Raw genomic sequence first — 20,206 nt, 5'->3', positions numbered from 1 at the left:
TCTTTGCCCAGTCCAAGATGTAAAGCCCTAAGGCTTCAAGCAATGTAACAGTATGTGACATACAAATGACAGAATATGCCATTAAGTCGCTTAGTATAAAGTGAACTCAAATAATTGCGATACCTAGAGACTTATTGTGATGAGGTCTTTCGTTTCTAGTTCTAGTTCTAGTTACACAGTTTGACGCTAATAAAGTACAAAGTCTGTATCCAAATTATAGCTTCTTGTCGTGGGTTGCTGCTGCCCATCAGTTAACCTTTTTACTTCTGCATAAGTATACTCACGAAGTTCAGATATCTGAACGATTCCATCTTGATTTAAATCTGCAGCTTGTTCAGATAACCCTTTAATAACTGCAGAAGTAAACACTCCATTGCCAATATTGCTTTTTTCAAGGGCAAATTCGTAACCGCCAGAAGCACTAATGACTACCGCTCCCGTTGAGGCTCGTAAATCCACAAATGCCGTTTGAAGTTTTTGGTATGATTTATTCAATCCATCCTGTTCGGTAGGCTTTCTTGATTTAACTTTAAAACCTCGACTTACAACTCCCTCTGCAAGTTTTGAATTGTTGTTAGAAGCAAATTCATTCACCTCACCTGAATGGCAAGTATCCAGCATCAATAACTTATAACGAGATGGAGAGGCATCAATAACATCACTAATAGTCTGATAACTTATCCCCCTAATCTCTGGATTATCTGGGGTAATATCATGTGCTGCAAAATAGTACTTTTCCTGCTTATCGAGAAACCCATGACCTGCGAAGAAAACCACTAAGCGGTCATCTGCTTTCGCCTGACTAACAAATTGTTTAACTTGTTCCATTGATTCACGAGTTACGTTTTCATCATGAAGTGACAAATTAATCACTTTGTTGAAAGCTTCGCTGTTTTGGAATAGTGACAGCATGTCTTCTGCGTCTTTGCGAGCATAACTTAAATTCAGTTCAGGGTATTGATATTTAGAAACACCAACGCTTACTATATAAAGGTCAGGCTTACGTTTTATTTGAGGCCGGAAATAGCTTACTGTTTGGCTTCTTGTTTTATTGCCCGCTTCATCCTCGGCAAAAAGTCGTATCGTATTCAATCCTGAAGAGAGTTCAATCTGTAGACTTCCTAGCTCTCCTGAAATGGGTTGCCCTTTTGTGCCAAAGACAGGCGTTTCATTGACTAGAACGTGTAATTGCCCAGTAAAGTCTTCTAACATCGTCCAATCTAATGTCACATCATCTTGTTGTTTAAAACTCGCTTCACCTGTAACTGTAAATTGAAAATCTTTGGTGTCTTTAAAATTCAATTCAGGTTTAAAACTGGGGCTTCTGTTTTGACGAGCTTCCACTATACTCCGCCACATTTTGATTTGGCTTTTATCTGAATAGCCCAATCGTTCTAAAATAATATCAGGTCGATTTAGCCAAAGATCATAGCGACGGTAATCAAATAGCTGTTTTTTATTAACAAAACTGGCTCTGTGAATTCCTTTGGGAGTTCCCCAATAATAACCTTCTGGTGTACTCAGTACGATCTCGCCGGAACTATCAACGACCATTGTCAGCGCAAGTTTACCCTGCCTATTTGCAATATCATGTTCAAGTAAAGGGAAGGATGTAGACATCTTCTGATGAATTGGTAATAACCCAACTCTATCGGATCGCCAGAACTTAATTTCTCCCATCGCCGATGCAGATACTATCAAGTTATTATCAAGTTCAAGTATCGCGGTCACTTGTCCGTTGTGGGCGCTAAAGCTTTCTGTAATGGTCCCAGACGCCATATTTCTTATTGTAATCGATCCTTTTTCGTCCCCTAACCAAAGCTGCTTGTTGCCAGTGGCGAGTTGAGCGGTAGTCGTTCCCCAATTGGCTTCAAAGGTATCGACTCTCTCACCTTTTGCAGTAAATCGGCTAATCAGCGGGATTGAGGCATTATAGAAGTCATCCATTTCAATCAAACCTGTCGCGATAAAGCCGTCTTCAATTCCGTTACTGATTAATGCTGAATATGGCGCATTTACATAACCAGCCTTCAACTCTTTTTCGTGATTAGGCAAAAGTAACCGCCCTCCAGCGGCTCGTACAACGTAATCCGTCCCATTTTTATTCAGGGATATAACCTCATACGCGGCTTCACTAAACTGATACACTAAGTGCTCAATACCATCCAGTAAAGAGTAGTTATATAATGCATTATCATCACTTAAATACAGGAGACCATTTTCAATCCAATGCGAATCGACTATTTTTCTGGGCAAATGGACTGGTGAAAAGTTACCTTCCATACTAATGAGTAGGTTCACTGCCTGTGATCGAATCAGCATGACGTTATTGTCTATTGAAATCTCGTTTGCAATAAATGGCAATTTTTCGCTGATCACTTCCAGAGTGTCTAAGTTGACCTCTTTTATTTCAGTTTTACCGGCAAGGTAATCATGACTGACTAAGTAAAGCGATGAACCATAATGAAAAATATCGGCGATGGGATCGACTTGAGAGTGAATTTGGTCAAGCACTATCCCCTCATCTTTATCGATCAGTTCAATCACTGGTTCAAAATTATTACCTATGACTTTTTCACCACCAGCAAAAAGTATTTTTTTAACATCATCGAGTGCTTGAGCTTTCCTTTCTACCAAAGACCATGGCGATTCGTAACCAAACACCCACTCACCTTGATAGTTATATTGACCATTCCGGCTGATTAGCAAATCATGATCACGACTAAAACTGAGGCGTTCTGTGTTGATTTCAACTATCGACTTTTGCTCATAGTCCAGTAATCCGCACCTTTCAGATTCTGAAGAACAATAAATTGCTTTAGGTAAATTCGGATGAAGTTCCAGATAGTCTAATCTAGGGTTTGATTGTGAGTCGCCAGCGAACAGCTGCCCTAATGCTATTGCTTCTTGCACTAGCTCAAACGTTACATCAGGTTTGGAGCACCATGATTGAGTAAAATCCAAATCCCCTTTACAGCTTTCGTGACTAACGTTCAATTTGTATAAACTGGTGCTCCCATCATCTGAGACCACAAGAACTCGACCATCATTTCTCGCCGTTAATTGACTCGCGTTTTTTTTAAGTTCTAGCAGCGTCAGTTTAGAGTTATAACCTGGGTTAAAGAGTTCAATTTCGTCTTTTTCATTAAGGGTTAATGTGTAATGACCAAATGAAGCTGCAGATTTAATTCCCCTTTCAAGATCGAAATCAACAACCTGCCCAAATGGTCTAAACTTATCGGCAATGGATACATAGTTTTCAATAAACCGGTCATCGCTAACCACGGAAAGCGTACTGCCTTCAGCGTCGAACTTAAGCTGATCACCACTGGCAGGGCTTGAATAGAGCGTCTTGCGTTGAGTTAAATCCCAAAAAGTGAGCCAGTTTGAGCTATTGCTGTCTCTCCCTTTACTTAAATATGCGAGTAAGTTGGTCTCTGGAATAAATTGAATGGCGGTGACTTCGCCCTGAGGGTGAACATTAAGCACAGGTTCAGGTGAAAACTCACTGATAGAGCGATTCCCATAAGAGTAACTTAACCTTTCAACAATAAACCCGCTTACCCAGTTTGGTTCTTGAACAAGCGTAAGGTCGCAGGAAAAGGTAATGTCCGTAATTCTTCCATCATCTTTCAAAACAGTAAGTTGATAGCGGCATGGCGTTAATGTTTCTTTACCTTTAAAGGTTTCAATATCGATGACAAATTCTGCAACTGGCTTGCCCCACTTTTCAGTCACATCGGCTAACCTAATCGTGGATTTCCCTCCTAGACCTCCAGTATATTTTTCATTTACAGGGTAAGTTTTATCCAGTGTGTAACTGTGACTAGATATAATTGTCGACATTACGTCATAAAAATTACCAGCATTTACCGCTTTAATGAAGTGTTGCCTATCATCACCTGTGTAGCCATCATAGATTTCACCACCAGGATCTTCTTCAATAAGCTGCCAATGGTCATCTTGCAGTAATGCTACTGCTGAAGAGCCCATCAAACGACGGTTTTCATAACTCATATTAAGGTATTGACCACTACCTTTGAAGTTCTCTAAATAGTTAATCTTCCAACGTTGCTGCTCATTTGCTTGTGGTTTTTGACGTAGCACAAAACGAACGAATCCTTCCTCTCGGACATCATGATATCGCTTATGACTGCCATCGCGTTCTCTTAATGTCGTCTTTCGACTGTGCATGGTAAGCATGGAATCTCCAACCTCTAGTTGGAACTTTGGAATGGTAACGCCTTGTTCAGAAAATGCAGGAAAGGATGAAAGGAATAACAGGCTGCACATTAATGATTTATACGTAATCTCCTTATATAGAAACTCCTTACATACAAGCCCCTTATATACAAGTCCCTTAGATGTAAAATCTTTACACATCTGAATCTTACTCGACAACTGTTCATGCATTAGAGCTTTATAGTGAATAGTAAGTCTATGCTTCAACATTCCGTATCGATTCATCTTTATCACGTATCCTTACACTAATGATTACTCTGTCGTTATTGCTAGACAAGTAAACTGATTATCTTCTTCGCCACGCATACCAAAATTTTGATAATCCTTGGCTTTTACTGTGCTGGTTTCCTGACAAGCTAAATGCAAAGCTTCCTCATTCAATCGGACAGACGTGCGAGGAACCCACACCATGCCGACTCTCCTTATATTAACTAAGACCATATTCCCTTTTTCGTCTTTTACTATCAATGGCGGTTTTGGCAGCTTCTTAGCTGACTTCAGCGACCATTCACCTTCCAAATTCTTATACTCAATAACAGGCTCTAACCACTCTTCAATCATTACCGACGAACTTGCAAAAAACGACGTAATAGTGAGCAATACCAACCAACAAAAAAACAGGGGTTTCTGAAGTAATATCTTCATCAGTTACCTCCCTCAATATTTTCTCCATAACGGCTGTCTAACCGATCAAGTAATTCATTACCTACCCAACCTAGAGCCAAAATAGCCAACCAGCTAGAAGGCGCATAATTAAACCAACCGAAAACGACGGTTAAAACAAGAATGACAAAGACACTACTCATTAACCATAATCTTGTATGTAACCACTGTAATACTGTTGATGTTTCGGCGAATGTTTTAATAGCAACCAATAAGGTGATATACACAAGCCAAATCATAAAGTTAACGTGATCAACATTGTCATCTTCTTTTGTATACGAATGACCAAAGGTAATCAGGTTATCAAGCGCCATTGCGTGGAAAAAAACGCCAGGTAATGCACCATGGACAGGAGAAACTACATAGTCATGTATCCCTTCTATTTGACCTCCAACTAATACAATTGAATCTTGTACTATTCTCCTAGCTTGCTCTCGTTCTTGAGAATTTGATGAGCGGACCATTGCCATTAACTCATCAGCATAGAGCACCCTTTGTGGAGGGCAGAGTTGTAAGTAAACTTCTTTTGTTAACCAAGGCACAATATTATGTACAACAGAAGACACCACACGAGTCGACACATCCATTAATGTGCCACGCTCACGGCACTGAGTATTTCTGTGTGGCAAAAGAACCTGAGCTGCATTCGAGTTCCAACGTACACTCATCGCAGAAGCCTCTTTATCTGAAATAGGTAGGCATTTTTTATCTCGGCAATATTCATCATAAAGGGCAGTAGCGGTTGTTGGTGTCCCATCACCTACATAAAGAGGATATAACTCTCCTTCCCCTTCCCAACCGTTCACGGCCAACTGTGCAAACGAAGAAATGTCTGTCTTAATATTGTCGTCCATATTAGAGTTAGCTGTTCCTTTTGCAAAATACAGAGGGACACTGGTTTCAGTTTGGATCGCTTGTATTTTTTTTAAAGCTCGGTCATAACTGGTATCTAACGATCGTTTTTTCATCCACATCACGTCATAAAATACGGCAAGTGGTTGATTAACCATTATTGTAGAAAGTAAGTTAACTTGATCGCTGTATGATAACGGCCAATCATTCGACTCCCATAAGTAAGGGTAAAGATTGTTAATTGCTCGATCGTTAAAAAGGACAACTAATATTCTAGGCTCGCTTTCAGAAGCATCGTAATGACCTGACACAACACGATAAATTGCTTTTTCTGCAGCACGTTCACTCGCACTACCCAAACCATATGGGTCTCCATAGATAAGCCATGCCCCCATCAGAGCCAAAAACAGCCACTGCATAGAAAAAGCAAATCGACTATAAAGCTTACTAATTAAAATCTTAAGCTGGTGACGCCACTTATTCACGTTTGAACCTTCCTATTTCTACTTTTCATCTCTTGTTCTACTTCTTACTTCTTACTTCTTACTTCTTACTTCTTACTTCTTACTTCTTACTTCTTACTTCTTAACGAGTCTGCAAGCGAATAACACTGATAGCTGCTTTATCTGATGATTTTTCTCGTTTCTTGAATGCCCTTTGCTGGGGAAGATCGCCCAAAGCTTGAGCAAATAAATCTTCAGGACTGCCTATAGCACGTGTTTTTGTCTCTACTCGTTTCTCAAATGTACTGCTATCTAAAGGATCTTGCTGTAAATGTGCTAATGAGACTGTCGGCGCTTCTCTACTTGCTGGAACGGCAATGACTATGAATTGCTCCTCTCCTGTTGTCTCTTCACTACTTACTACACCTTCGAATTCTGCAAATTCACCGGCAAACAGTCGACCACTGTAACCAGGTTCAGGAAAAACCTGTGTTATGCCTAAACCACTGTCGATAAACATAACGGTTAGATCAACGGGTTTGCGAGTTTGATTAACAAAGCTCATTTGTAGCTCATCCCCATCACCAGCAACCACCACGTTATCAAGTTCGACAGGCTCCTCATTAAGATACACTTCAGATAAAATACTGGACTTCCCAGTCAACTGTGCCGATAAACGTTTCAAATTATGCGCACGAACCAATCGAATTAACCCATTATTCAATATATCTGAGGGGGTACTTTCTGCTATTGGTAATGAAAGGTAGCTTTCTTGTGACTCTGGATTAGAAGCCTGACACGCTTTTTCTTTAGTACTCTCTAGCTCACAAGGAAGCTCAATATTCGCAAGGGTAAAGAAGTAAACTCTATCATCAGCCACATAGATTGAAACATCTGCGCTTTTATCTTCCTCAACCCATTCGATGGTTCTATTTAGGAAGTCATTTTTCTTCAGGTGATTCGACAAAGCACTCTGCCATGCTTCATTCGGGTTTTCTTGCCATTTAAACGTTATTGCAGGTGGATAGGCAGGACTTTGTAACTGTGCAAAGACGCGCTTTTTATTGACATCTCCAGTGCGTAAAACCGCTTCACTGGTTGCTAATTCACTCTTTGTTATTTCCATCACAGCTAATGGTTCCCGGGCAGATACATCTGCAAACACTTCGACAACCGCGCCTTTTTCGAAACCATTAATTTGACCAGCTTGAATAAAATACTGTCCTTTCGCTTTTTTCATGGGGTAACGAACATGAACTTCACCAGATCGATGAAAGATTGGGGTATCTAGCTCTTTCCCTTCGAACAATGGTGTAGTGCGGTACCAAGGGAAACCGTTGTAAGCAGATAAAACACTTTGGGCAAGCTGCCTGTAGCTCAAATTGGGGTTTTGGCTGATTAGAGAGGTTAAGGTGTAAGTGAACAGACCTTGTGGTGATTTAGACTCGCCAAATGACAAGTCCATTTCTGGCGCTTCTTCATTACTTTGTGCGGCTCCAAAGCTTATCAATGCCCCCGCATTAGTCGTAAGAGTCACTGGAGAAAGATTAAAATCATTGCCGACTTTTGTAATACTTTGTTTTTCAGTTGATCCACTGCCTTTTAACTGATCGAGGCTCACATTTCTCGACCTAACATTCTGACCAGTAATACTTCTAGTCATAGTACCAGAGTGACACGAGTCAAAGACAACCCAAACATTCGCCCCTTTGTTACGAAGCCGAGTCGTTAAGATATTTATTTCATCATCAGTGATACTGTTAGGCACTTCTCCTCTTTCCTTCGACCAACTCGCCACATCCCTAGGTAGAAAAATCTCGTCAAGACCGTCTATTGCATCATTACTATCTTGCAAATCTTTTACCGGTTGCTGGCTACCGTGCCCAGAAAAGTGTAAGTAGACAAAGTCCCCTTCTGATAGGTCTTTCTCAATGGCAAAAATCGCATCAATGATATTCTGCTTAGTTGGTAGTATTGAACCTTCAACACCATCGGCTAACAGTTCAATATTATTCTCTGCCACTCCTTGCTGCAGGAGCATACTTTGCACTCTCAGCGCATCATACTTAGGTCCATTCAAAGATAAACTAGGTTCTAAATTAGGGTATTCAGACACCCCAACAATCAAAGCATGATTCGTTGCCGCCGCTATTGTTTGTGAAAACAACGAGATAAATATAATGAACAACTGACGCATAAACACTTCCTTTTTAAGCCTTTAAAGTTAGCTCGACTCCATGCCAACTATATTCATTTCCAATGACTTCCATTTTTGAATCATCGAATTAGGTTCTTATAACTCAATACCAGTATAGTCATAGTGTAGATCGTCACTTATTATAATTATGAAAACACATCATTCATCACGACAGTTGTGCTATCTAATCAAAGGAATGACTTATTATGCTTATCACGAGAGAGAAAAGTTTAAGTTTTAATGCGCTAAGGTTAAGCCTAAGAGTTATCGTTATTCCTCTTCTTTTGTTACCAAGCTTGGTGTTAGCAGCGGCTTATGAAACTTGTCCACAAAGCCATGATTTCTTGCAACCTATGTTCGGCGTCACTCAGTTAAAGCCAATTACCATTGCAAGCTCCGCAAGCCCCTTCACAGCAAACAATCAAAATAGTCGTAATCATCCAGTCTTATGGATAACAGAGCATACTGAAGGTAATTTCAAGATAGATGAGCAGGGAGGTCTGCCATTCACAGTCATAGCTATAAAGTGCAGGCAATTAACTGAGTCGCTGTTGGTTGCTCTAAAATCAAGCCGAGACCTTGTTGGTTCTTCAATATATCTTTCCCCCAGAACGCATTATGTAAATGATCTTGGGCTATCATTTGACCAAATTGCTCAAATACACCATACGGCCTTTGAATCGGCTCAAAAGGCTCAACCAGAAGAGCTGTATGAAACGATAGGTGAGCTAGCCCATCATTTAGAGTCATCACCAAAATTTACATCTCGTAGTATTAATGACAATCAATTTCACATTCAAACCGTTTACTACGCGACTACTCGCCAGCCAGAACTCACAGATGAGAGCGTGTATTACAATGGCAAGCGTGACCTAGAAAAGCCGTTACATGTCGGTAAAGCAGATGTGTCCATTCCTCGAGACCACAAGAAAGGTGAAATTGAACAGCCATTCCTCACACTAAAATGGCTTAAGCAAGCTGACTCTCATATTCTTATTCAAGACATTACAGAATATAGCCCAGACCAATTTTGGTCTGAACTCCCTGTCGAACTTGCAACTGGTGAGTGGGAGAAGAGTATTATTGTCTACATACATGGCTATAACGTTGCCTTTCAGTCTGCAATAAAGCGAACGGCTCAAATGGCTTATGATTTCAAGTTTTCTGGAGTCCCTATATTATTTTCATGGCCGTCGAATGCATCGCTTCTCGACTACGCCTCAGACAGAGAAGATGCAATGTGGAGTGCCACCCACTTTGCTCAATTTATGACAGAGCTAAAGTCTAAACACGGTGATGCAAACATTCACATTGTTGCTCACAGTATGGGTAATCAAGTGCTTCTAAATGGTTTGAATGAACTGGCTTTGCAATCTGTAAATGACTCAACAATGAAACCGTCGATTTTTAAGAGTGTCATTCTTGCAGCGCCTGATGTCGATAGCGAGTGGTTCACGCACCAGATAGCCCCAAGAATTATGTCATTGGCTGATAACTGGGCGATTTACACTTCTGAAAATGATGGAGCCTTACTTGCTTCAGAAAAAGTCAATCAAGTTCAAAGACTTGGAATGCCCGTTAGCCTAGTGGATGGTTTTGATATCATTGACACGAGTGAATTAAATGCTGCTCCTTGGAGCATACCTGAATCACACTCTTACTATGCAAATAAGCTACCGGTCATAGAAGATCTTGTTTCTCATTTACGCGGCATTTCTCCAGAAGAAAGAGATCTGCAACTTATAGAAAATCAAACGGGTCACTTTTGGATGCTCCTTGATAGCGAAGCACAATAAGCAATAAGCAATAAGCAATAAGCAATAAGCAGAAAGGTAGATTGGAAAACCGAAAGACAGGCATACTGAGTCGAAACAGTATGTGGATACTATAATATTCAACCATTAAATGAACCAAGATACCCGTAAAATTAGGGGATCCCCACCAACATAATCAGAATTGGTGGGGTTAAGCTATAAGCTATCTTAATTGGTCAAGATATCGTACACGTTGTAAACATTACCACGGTTCTTTATTTTGACTTCAAACTCGCCAGTCCATGCCGGCACCCAGCTACAATACATTTGATCTGAGTAATCATCATCCTTACAGATGCTATTGCCTCTCTCATCATAGACATACACATCGAGGTCAGTATCACCGTCACCAATTATCATTAATTCAGCGAGTCGGTCACCTCTATATCGAATATAATAAGTATCTGTCGCTCCCGCTTCAATTCTGTCAGTAGAAATCGCAGGACCACTCGTTCTACCTCTCGTCTTCACACTCTCAATTTCTGAGATCATTGCTAAGTAAGATTCATTATCCCCAGAATATTCTTTGGCATAATCAAGCAAGCTATCAAAATCAACGGTCATATCCGTAGTTTTTTTAGAATCGACACCACCTTCAGACTCTTTAGTTCGCTTCATGTCCTTAGTCGGTGTCATTGCATAAATTTTCGCGGCAGTCATCAGTATCAATGGATCTTTTTGTTCAAGACCAACATCCACTAATTGTTGGACAAGAGACAAATTTGCAATGTGCGGGTCTTTCGCAGCTTTTACTTCTTGATTCACATTCATATCGGCGGCTGTAACCATGCAGGCAAAGCTTGAGGTGATAAGTAACGTAAGCGCTTTCAGTTTCATATAGAGGTCCTTCCCTAAATAAGTACTTCAATAAAGAATCAAAATCGAGATGTAGCCTCGATGATGTCTACTTAATAATGAAACACTTTGAATAATTCAGTGAGTGAAGCATCACACTTCTGAACAATAATTGACCAGATATTACCTTGTAGCGATAGATGAAACGACGTTCTCAGTCTTTTCATCTATATTTTAAGGCTTATCGAATATATGTTAAGGCTTACCAAACACAGCGAAACTTGACCAAGCGGCAGGATCTGCAAGATCTCCCTGTTTAGCTATCATCGCTCTTTGCGCTTTAGCTAATGCGACAAATTTATTTTGATTAGGCGTTTTAAGTTCATTATAAAAAATGCGCATTAGCTCTGATGTTGCGGCGTCATTCACTTGCCAATAACTCGCCACCACCGTAGGCACTTTAGCGTGGGCAAATGCTCTTGCCATAGACGCATATTCTAAGCCTTTTACCCCAATTCCCGATTCACAAGCGGACAACACAACAAGGTCGGTTTCTTGTAGATCCATCATCGATATATCAATAACACCGAGGCGTTGATTATTAGCCATTAACAAGAAGCTATCTGCCGGATCCTGTGAGTCTAAAATCCCATGTGTAGCAAAGTGAATTACTTGGCTATCAAATGCGTAACTTTCAAGCTCCTCAATGGATGCATCTTCGCCTTCCAGCACAATTGATTCATCGGAATAAATACTTTCAATGGCTTGTACCTCATGTCTTGCTCCCGGTAACGATCCATCAGGATCAGACACAAACAATGCCATATCATTTAAAGACTCTTCCCCATCAGCTATTAGATTAAAATGGTAAAGAGAAGGCAATATACCGAGTGGGTAACGCTCAATTGCGTACTCAAGGCTAGGCTCATTTGAACGAATGAGCGCAGAAAACGGCACATAATTCAGTGGACCGGCAGGAGTAATGTAGATCTCTTGTTTATCATCTAACAGCCCTTCTATCGGACGAAGCAGCTTATCGTAAAGCCATGATAAGCTTTGTATCACTTCCCCTTTACTCCCCGTAGGACCAGACTTTATAAACCCTCGAACTTGTTCAAATGGTGCATTTTCGACTTCTACATTTAATGTCAGCGCTTGTTGACGAAGCCCATAATTTACTATCGAAATGTGACGATTCAGTTCGCTCTGTTTAACAGCGATTTCGAACACATTAGCCCCATCCTTGGAAACCACTTGAGTCAGTAATTTATCTGGCGTTGGGATGAACTGGACCAGTAATTGTTCCGAATTGAGCTTATCATTCAGAGCACTGATTTCACGTGGGTCAACACGCAGCATCTGGTACAAAGCGGTATGGTCGCGTTCTAAATTCGAAAGTAACCTTTGTCTTGACCGCTCTTTACGCTTAAGTTCTTTTTGTAACTGCTTAGCCGTTTTGTTATTTGGGTTTTCTGTCTTGCCGATCTCGGTCATTACCGAATTTTCTCTGTCGGTTTCGCTGTCTAGCTCAACCTCCAACAACTCAATTTCATCTTCTACGGAGTGGTACTTTGAGATCAGCTTTCCTTGCTCCGAATCTTTAGGGATATTATCTAAAAATACAGAAGAGATTTCATTTTGAATGTCGGTATTAGAAGCTAAGAAAACCTGTGTTCCCATATCATGGTCACTGAGCAATGAAGCTAATCCACCAGCGTTATACAAGGTTACACCGAGGTCGGTGGCCACAAAGACTCGACCTTGCCCGTCCACACTCACCGCATGAACAACACGAGCACCATATTGACCAAATGATTGATCTTCGATCAAGAGCTGATTGAGCCTATCTGGGTAAAGCCATCCTGATTTTTGGTACATAACTACCCCTGCAGCCGAAGGGAATAGCCATGCATCATCACTACCCATTTTTACGCCTTGTCGACCAAGAAATAGCATCTGTGTACGATCATGAAGTTCTTTGTAACTGACATCTCCTGCCGTCTCGAATGAACGCCATTTGCCTTTGTTATCAAGTAAGAAACTTCTTCCCGTTGAAACAATCGCTTTATCATTAGATATTGGTGTGTAACCCAGCGTAAACCAATTAGGCTTCTCACTTGTTTTTACTCGTTCAAAGCCAAATTCACCTAGCTTTAATAGCCCGCCGTCTAAGTAAACGCCTTGGTGATCCAAATGCCCTTCATCTGAAGCCACTACATACAAGTCTCCTTGTAAATCTCTAAAGACTTTAACCAGCATGTTACTGCGAGAAGGGAAACGTTTAGGGTCAATGTAGTAATTGAAATGTTCAAGCTCTCCTTCATTCCAATGGAATAAGTCGGCGCCTGCAACGACCCAAATTGAATCATCCGTATCTACAAATATGTCTTCAATTTTTCGGTTTTCATGTTCACTGGTTGCATCAAATAATTCAATAGTATCTGAAGAACCTACTTCAATCTTAACCACCGTTCGACCATCGTGAGTAATCAAATCACCTGATGACGTTTGACGAAGTACTCTCGCGTTGACACCACTGAATCTTATAGGCTCAATACTTTCTTCCTCTTCGAAGAAGGCATAGATCTCTCTGCCTGTGGCGGCAAATGTCATCCCAAATTCTTCGATGTATCTCAAGTCGGTTGTTTTACCTAAGCTATCAAAGCGGCTACTGCGGCTTAGTGCAAAATCATAAACCCCTTCTTGAGTAAGCAAAGTCCAGTCTCCAGCTGAATTACTGGCAGCCGCAATAGGTCCGACACTCAGCCCACCACGTAATTCCTCATATGGCAGTTCAATCAAATGAAAACGTTGCTTATGCCAAACCCCAAGCCCTTTATCCGTTAATACGACCGGTGAACGCCCTAATTCAGGAACATTTAATTCGGTAAATCCAATAACACGCTGGCTCATGGGTAAAGTGCTTGTGTCTGCAATTATGTTTACGTTATCAAGCTCACCTGCATAATACTCACGAGATTGGAGAACTTTTCCATCCCACCACCACAATGTACTTTCATCGGTTCGCCACAAATAAAATTCTACGCCCGCCGTTATCAGTATTGGTTGGTCACTTTCTGCTACTAAGTGTAGATTCTCCCCTGAAAGCACGAGCCAATGCTCATCATCAAGACGTTTGAATTCATCGATAGTAAAGTCGAGTTCTAATACGATAGATGCCGAGCGTTTTGATTCATGCAACTGAAGTATTTTATTATCAATTGCTACCCATATTTGATTGTCATCATTTTCAACATGAGCAATGAATTCAGAAGTTAGGTCATCTTCAATACCATTCCAGCGAACGACCTTATCTTCACTGTCGCTAACAAATAACCCGCCTTGAGTTGCAATGTAAATATACCCACTATTCGACTGCACGATATTCTCTACATTCATACGCATTGCAGAATCTGGCTTGTCACCACTTCTAATAAGCTGCCGACTTACGCCATCATAGTTAAACCAACTCCAAAAGTTGTCGCGTTTGAGAATGAGCCCATCTTGCGTACCTACTAATACATCACCATTTTTAAGCACTAACATGGACGTAATTTCAGAAGAATCTAGATCTAATCCTTCAATGTCAGGCAATGAGGTTCTGTACCAATAACCAGTATTTGAAAGAATGCTATTTTGTCGCCAGCTCTGCTCTTGGATTTCTCTAAAGGCAATATGGTTAATTGAATCACTTATCGCTTTAATTGCACTGTTATTACTATGACGGTTTAACCACACACGCATACTCTGCACAGTGGCTAGCTCTTCTTCAAATAAACCTAAAGGGCGAGTTTTACTTTGAGTTTCAAACCAAAACCTAACGAATTGAGCAACGGATTCACTCCATTTATCATCCGCTTGGTAATTTTCAAAAGTCTCGTAACTTACCTCCAGAAGTTCTGAAGCATACGAACTGTTGTGGGTCAGGTTTTCTGACAAATGAGTCGCCAAGGCTAGCCCACTATTGAAAATAGCTTGCGTTGATTCGGGTGCGTCAGAATAGAATGCATTACGATAATCAAATTCGAGTTTTTCAATTCGATCATCTTGTCTATTGATCTCAGGTAATCGGTATTCTCTTTGCGCTGTTTGAGTACTTTGAACAAGTGACATCATCGCTTGAAAGCTTTGTGTAATACGCAGTGCAAGTTTGTGCCCTTCTTCGCTGTAGGTGCGTATAATGTCACCAGCACTGTCGTATTCAACAATTAAAGAACCGAGTCCCTTCGTCGTGATTTCAATCGGTTTATTATTCGCATTGTATTGAAATGACATCTCAACTTCTGGAGTGATCATTAGGGAGATATTGTCATTTAGGTCGTATATCAATTCAACTGAATTGCCATTAGCACTCTTAATTAGCGTGAGGTTTCCTCGCTCATCGTAAGCAATTTCCAGGTAAGAAGCGCCCTTGCTCATGTAGACTGGTTTGCCAATTTTTGGATCATCGCGTTGCAGGTAAACTTCACCATTTGGCAAAACGATTTCTACTTCAGCTAAGCCGTTATAATTTCGTTGCCGGACAATATTACCTTCACCAGATAACGCTTCTTCGCGCATCGAATCAAACCAGCCAACATATCGCAAAGAAGAAGAGATACCTCTATCGAATCGGTAACTTAGAAATCCAGCTAAATGGTCACCTAAATCACTCAACGCTTTTTGTTCTAGCTTCTTGCTTACTTTTACGCCACGACTTCTTGCATCGTTCAAAAACTTAAGTGCTATCGCATCCGTCCCTTGCCCCCAATAAAGCGCATTCCTTGCAAAAGTATTTATCTTCCCTCCGCTATAAGGATCTCGTTTTACCATTTGGTAGCCATACCCATAAACAGAAGAGTTAGGTAAGTGGTTATGGTAGTTCTGAACCAATATGGTATATACATTGGTGCTGTCAGGGTACAGTTCACTATAGAGCTTGATATGCTTACCTGCATTTTCGAAATCATCCATCGCAAAATAAATCTCAGCCGCATTTCGATGGTAAGTCACTAAATATCCAAAGTTATCTTTATAGCTTTCCCAATCTTTCAGATGTTTTTGCAAATCCTCTTTAGGCAATTTAAAACGCTTATTTTGACGGTTCACTAGCCAAGTTTTATTCCATATCCAATCATTTTTCTCTGAGGAAGAATTAATAATGAGGGCGGCTTTATTTAGCCAGTTCAACGCAGCATAAAAATCATTTTTTAACGCTTCAATTTCTAGCATCTGTAACGTTGCATTAAAGTTGGTAGGATCGGACTCAAGCAAAGCTAGCCAAACTTTAGATGCATCACTTGATTTATCAGCAACCAAATCAAGCAAGGTGTCATTCCAAGCCTGTTGCATTGCTCTCTCAAAGAAATGTCGCTTCGCTGACAACTCAGTATCTTGAGCCACCAAGGCGTTAAACAAGGCACTTAAGAGGGATTTATCTTCTGGGTATACATCACTGATCTTATTGAGAAGCTCTACGGCTTTGTCAGCTTGGTGCTCTTTAATCAGTTGCTTAGCGTATTCCTGATTAAGTGATACATTTGTTGGGTGAGATTTCAGTGCCAATTCAAGCAATTCACTGGCTTGTTTGGGCATATTAGCTTTGTGGTATTGCTTGATTCCTTCCAGATATAAACGAGCTTCTGGATAAGAAATAAACGACATTGCATTCTTGAAGGCATCTATCGCTAAAGCGGTTTCACCTATATAGGACAAGCTCTGAATATAGATCCTCCATTCATATTCTCCTAACTCACCAGACGTCAAAAATGGCTCAAGCGTACGGACAACTTTAGCGTAATGCTTGTCTGTCATATAAAGCGCCGCGCGATTGAGCGCCAGTAAAACAGAATCAGGGTTTTCGATAGAGGAAAATATGTCGTATGCGCGGCCTTTATCTCCGCTCTGGCGATAAGCTGAAGCAGTATAACGTTGTTGTTTATCCGCCCAAGTATCCAATAATTGGCTATACCATCGAGCACGAAGTAATGCGCTAGCGGCGAGTTGTTCATGACGCCCGAGTGTGGCTAGGTTCTTATGCATTTTCGATACATTTGAATAAAACGGGTAACTCGATACCGCTTGTTGAAGTAAGGACAATGAACGCTCTTGAAAATCACGCCCTGAATAGAAGTAGCTTAAAGAGGTAGCTAAGCGAGAGTCATAAGTTTTATCTAGCCACTTATGCTTCATTTCTCGTAAGTTTACGTCGTCGATAGCTCTGTCTGCTAGGATTCTTTCACCCATATCAACAGCGATAGAACCTTCCAATCTAATGTCTGAAATCAGTGTTTTTAGACGAGTTCTGAATGCTTCATTATTCACCCAATCGCCGTCAAAATAACGCCAATTCAGCTGCCAGAAGTTCGGGCTAATTTTTATTCCCTGTTCTAATGAATCCCACGCTTTTTCTAAAACACCATGATCGATATAGTGACCTGAGATTCGGTTCACCAACCACAAGTCTTGTTCGGTGAGAGTAACGTTTTCATATTCGGCAATCGCCTCTGTCCACTTCCCTTCAGTGGCAAAGAATTCAGCTTTAAAACCCACCCCCATAGCATTAACTAAGCCCTCGTCTACATCATCGAAAGAGCTAGGTAAAACCCGCTGATTATCGTGCACAGTTAACCAAATATGTCGAGCGAAGGGGTGAGGATTCCCTGATAGTACATTTCGCTCAACACTTGAAATAAGCGTTTGGTAATCACCCAAATTATTTAACCATGACCAGTATCGGACATGGGGGTCATCAAACAACTCCCCTGAAGTCGACTTAGCGTCTGGTACTTGGTAGTAACCATCTAACAACGCCATGATCTGTGGATTAGCTTGATCAATCGCTAAATCAAACGAGTTTCGACGACTTTCATTTTTTTGATGCGGGTCGACTCCGTGCTCCAATAACGCATTAACCAATTCAAAATTATTGGCAGTTATAGTTTTCTGTAGCAAGAATTGCTGTTCACTCGTGGACAATTTTGGCAGGTGTTCCAACACCATTTTAGCTGATGAATATTGTGCAATTTCTCCAACAACCTCGACAGACATCTGCAATCCATTGTCGACAAGTACTTGATATAATTCACTATCATTATTTTGCAGCACATAGCTAAGCAGCGTTTTTCCCTGATGATCTGGAACAAAAGCAAGTACCTTGATAGCGACAGGGCTTGCTGCCACCCAACGCTCGAAAGCAAAGTCATTAGAGCTTAAATATAATTTGCTTATAAGCGGGGTACCAAAGCTGTCCCAAGATTCACTATAAGCACCTTGGCTCCAAAGACTGAATGCTAGCGGGTATTGTTTTTTATCAATCGCACGCCAAAGTAGCTCATTCCAACTCGGTTGATATACCAACTGTTTTTGTTCAATAAGCTTGGCGATTACTGTGTTACTTTTCTCTATTGCCGTACGTATCAATGAAGCACTGTCACTTTCTGTCAACTTGGTGAGGTCAGCCTGGCTAAGCCATCCTTCCCAAATAACATCAGAAACATGCCCAAAACCTAATATCAATGGGCTGGATTCATCGGTTACATCTGTTATTAATTTCGCCCCAGAGGTCACTAACTGATTTGCTATTTCATCATATAAATGTTGTTTGTCCTTTTCCGGTTTATTCTCAAATAAACTAAGCAACCAATAAGTTGGATCTTGTGGTTGGTGCACCTTAAGTAAATCTATAACCGTTGAATAATGACCACCATAAAGCAGGTTTTCTACCAACCTATTAATCTCTTCTACACTTAATTTCTGTTCAATATTTTCAGTCAGAAATGCGATATTTTGTTGGTAAGAACCCTGATTACTTTCTGATAGTGAATCAACATCCATTGCCAATAATCGGGCTAGGTATTCATTGTGTTCTAGCGAATTTAATGTTGAAACGTCCGTTTTCTTAAACGCTTCAATAAATAAATTGTCTTGTTCAAGGTTTGGTAAATATTGACGAAGTAAGCGAATACCTTGCTGGGCATTTTTATGAACCAATGCACTTTCAACCCAAATGGCTAGCATATCTTCTTCGTATGAGAACATGTCGAGATCGAGTTCACGTAGCTCTTCTGGCTTAATTAGGGGAAGTAATTCATAAAAAATATTGGGGAAATTGAATGCGATGGCATTTCTCGCCAAATGTATATATTCATCGCTACGATCATTAGCAATACACTGCTCTGTGAAGAATTCAGCAAAAGGTTGAGAACCGTAAAATGCAAGGTTGATGCTAGAGTCTAACTGCTCGGATTCAATATTTAGATTAGCTCCGCTGTTGATTAAAATTCCGAGAATTTCTTTTGATTGATATGACGTTGCAATCTGAAGCAGCGAATTGCCAAAGGCGTCAACTTCATTAATAAGTAGAGGGTCAAACTGATCGTTGAAAACGTCAATATTATTGAGCCTCGCACTGTATCTTAATTGCTGATAACGCGTGTAATTTAAATCATGATATGGCTGTTTGCCTGATGCATCATCAATCAAGAGTTGGAGGATTGCATTCGCAACCGCAGGGGAACTGTCCACGGCCCAATCAACTAATGAGGTACCTTCAATCACTTCATAAGGTGTATAGCCTTGCACGAGTAATTTTAAAGCGAGATCGTCATGCTCACAAGAAATTGCCCAATCTAAAAGTGAATACCCTTCTTCTGAACGAGTTTTAGAAGATAGCCCTGCCCTATGGATGAGTTCCCCTATTTGCGGATCAACCTCCTCCATTTCCAGCATGAAAATACTATCAATTACGTTCCAATTGTCATTGGCAGCTTGGTTAACATCAACACCTTCAGACATTACCCATTCAACAATATCTGCTCGACCTGAAAGCACTCCATAATGAAATGCTGTCACTCCATTGGATTCTCTAGGGGTAATGGATGCGCCCAATTTTTGTAGCACTTGAGCGGCTAACAAGTCTCCTTTTTCTAATGCTGCGAACATCGCCGTTCGACCATATTCGTCTTCTTGCTCTAAGTTTGCCCCGTGGTAGTGAAGCATTTCTATAGAGTCAATTCGTTCTGAATATAGTGCGACAAAAATGGGGAAGGTTTCAAAAGTGGGGTCATAGGCATTGACATCAGCGCCTGCGATAATTGCTTTCTCAGCACTAAGAATATTACCGCCGTAAAGGTCGTCTAACCATTGCGCATGGACTGCTGTTATTGTTAAGGACACATACAGTAATCCTCCGAGTAAAGCCCTGAACCAACTCAACATAC

General features: G+C 40.8%; 7 protein-coding genes. 1 reads left to right on the top strand and 6 read right to left on the bottom strand.

The features are described from left to right. Positions 1–186 precede the first annotated feature (186 nt). From OCU78_RS16930 to OCU78_RS16915, 4 genes are all read right to left on the bottom strand, one after another. Positions 187–4,203 (bottom strand): caspase family protein, encoded by a 4,017-nt coding sequence (locus OCU78_RS16930; protein ID WP_167494073.1) that lies wholly within the window; start codon positions 4,201–4,203, stop codon positions 187–189. A gap of 291 nt (positions 4,204–4,494) precedes the next feature. Further along, on the bottom strand, positions 4,495–4,887 hold the full coding sequence (locus OCU78_RS16925) for a hypothetical protein (RefSeq protein WP_137375229.1): 393 nt from the start codon (positions 4,885–4,887) through the stop codon (positions 4,495–4,497). Beyond that, positions 4,887–6,242 carry a CHASE2 domain-containing protein gene (locus OCU78_RS16920; protein WP_137375230.1) on the bottom strand — a complete coding sequence of 452 codons (1,356 nt, stop codon included), beginning with the start codon at positions 6,240–6,242 and terminating at the stop codon, positions 4,887–4,889. Before OCU78_RS16920 ends, OCU78_RS16925 begins: the two co-directional genes overlap by 1 nt. 100 nt (positions 6,243–6,342) lie before the next feature. Further along, positions 6,343–8,397: a caspase family protein gene (locus tag OCU78_RS16915; RefSeq protein WP_137375231.1), complete on the bottom strand. Its 2,055-nt coding sequence runs from the start codon at positions 8,395–8,397 to the stop codon at positions 6,343–6,345. A gap of 206 nt (positions 8,398–8,603) precedes the next feature. On the opposite strand from OCU78_RS16915, the gene OCU78_RS16910 reads away from it, so the two are divergent. Further along, positions 8,604–10,193 carry an alpha/beta hydrolase gene (locus OCU78_RS16910; protein ID WP_137375232.1) on the top strand — a complete coding sequence of 530 codons (1,590 nt, stop codon included), beginning with the start codon at positions 8,604–8,606 and terminating at the stop codon, positions 10,191–10,193. 186 nt (positions 10,194–10,379) lie between these two features. Here the strand turns inward: OCU78_RS16910 and OCU78_RS16905 are convergent, their stop codons facing one another. Together OCU78_RS16905 and OCU78_RS16900 are read right to left on the bottom strand one after the other, a co-directional pair. Continuing rightward, positions 10,380–11,048: a hypothetical protein gene (locus OCU78_RS16905; protein ID WP_137375233.1), complete on the bottom strand. Its 669-nt coding sequence runs from the start codon at positions 11,046–11,048 to the stop codon at positions 10,380–10,382. Between the two features lie 213 nt (positions 11,049–11,261). Continuing rightward, on the bottom strand, positions 11,262–20,162 hold the full coding sequence (locus OCU78_RS16900) for a CHAT domain-containing protein (RefSeq protein WP_137375234.1): 8,901 nt from the start codon (positions 20,160–20,162) through the stop codon (positions 11,262–11,264). Between the last annotated feature and the right edge of the window lie 44 nt (positions 20,163–20,206).

It is taken from the genome of Vibrio gallaecicus, from assembly GCF_024347495.1.
Taxonomy (GTDB): Bacteria; Pseudomonadota; Gammaproteobacteria; order Enterobacterales; family Vibrionaceae; genus Vibrio; species Vibrio gallaecicus.
Note: the sequence above shows the minus strand (reverse complement) of the source record. Positions and strands in the feature narration are given on the sequence as shown.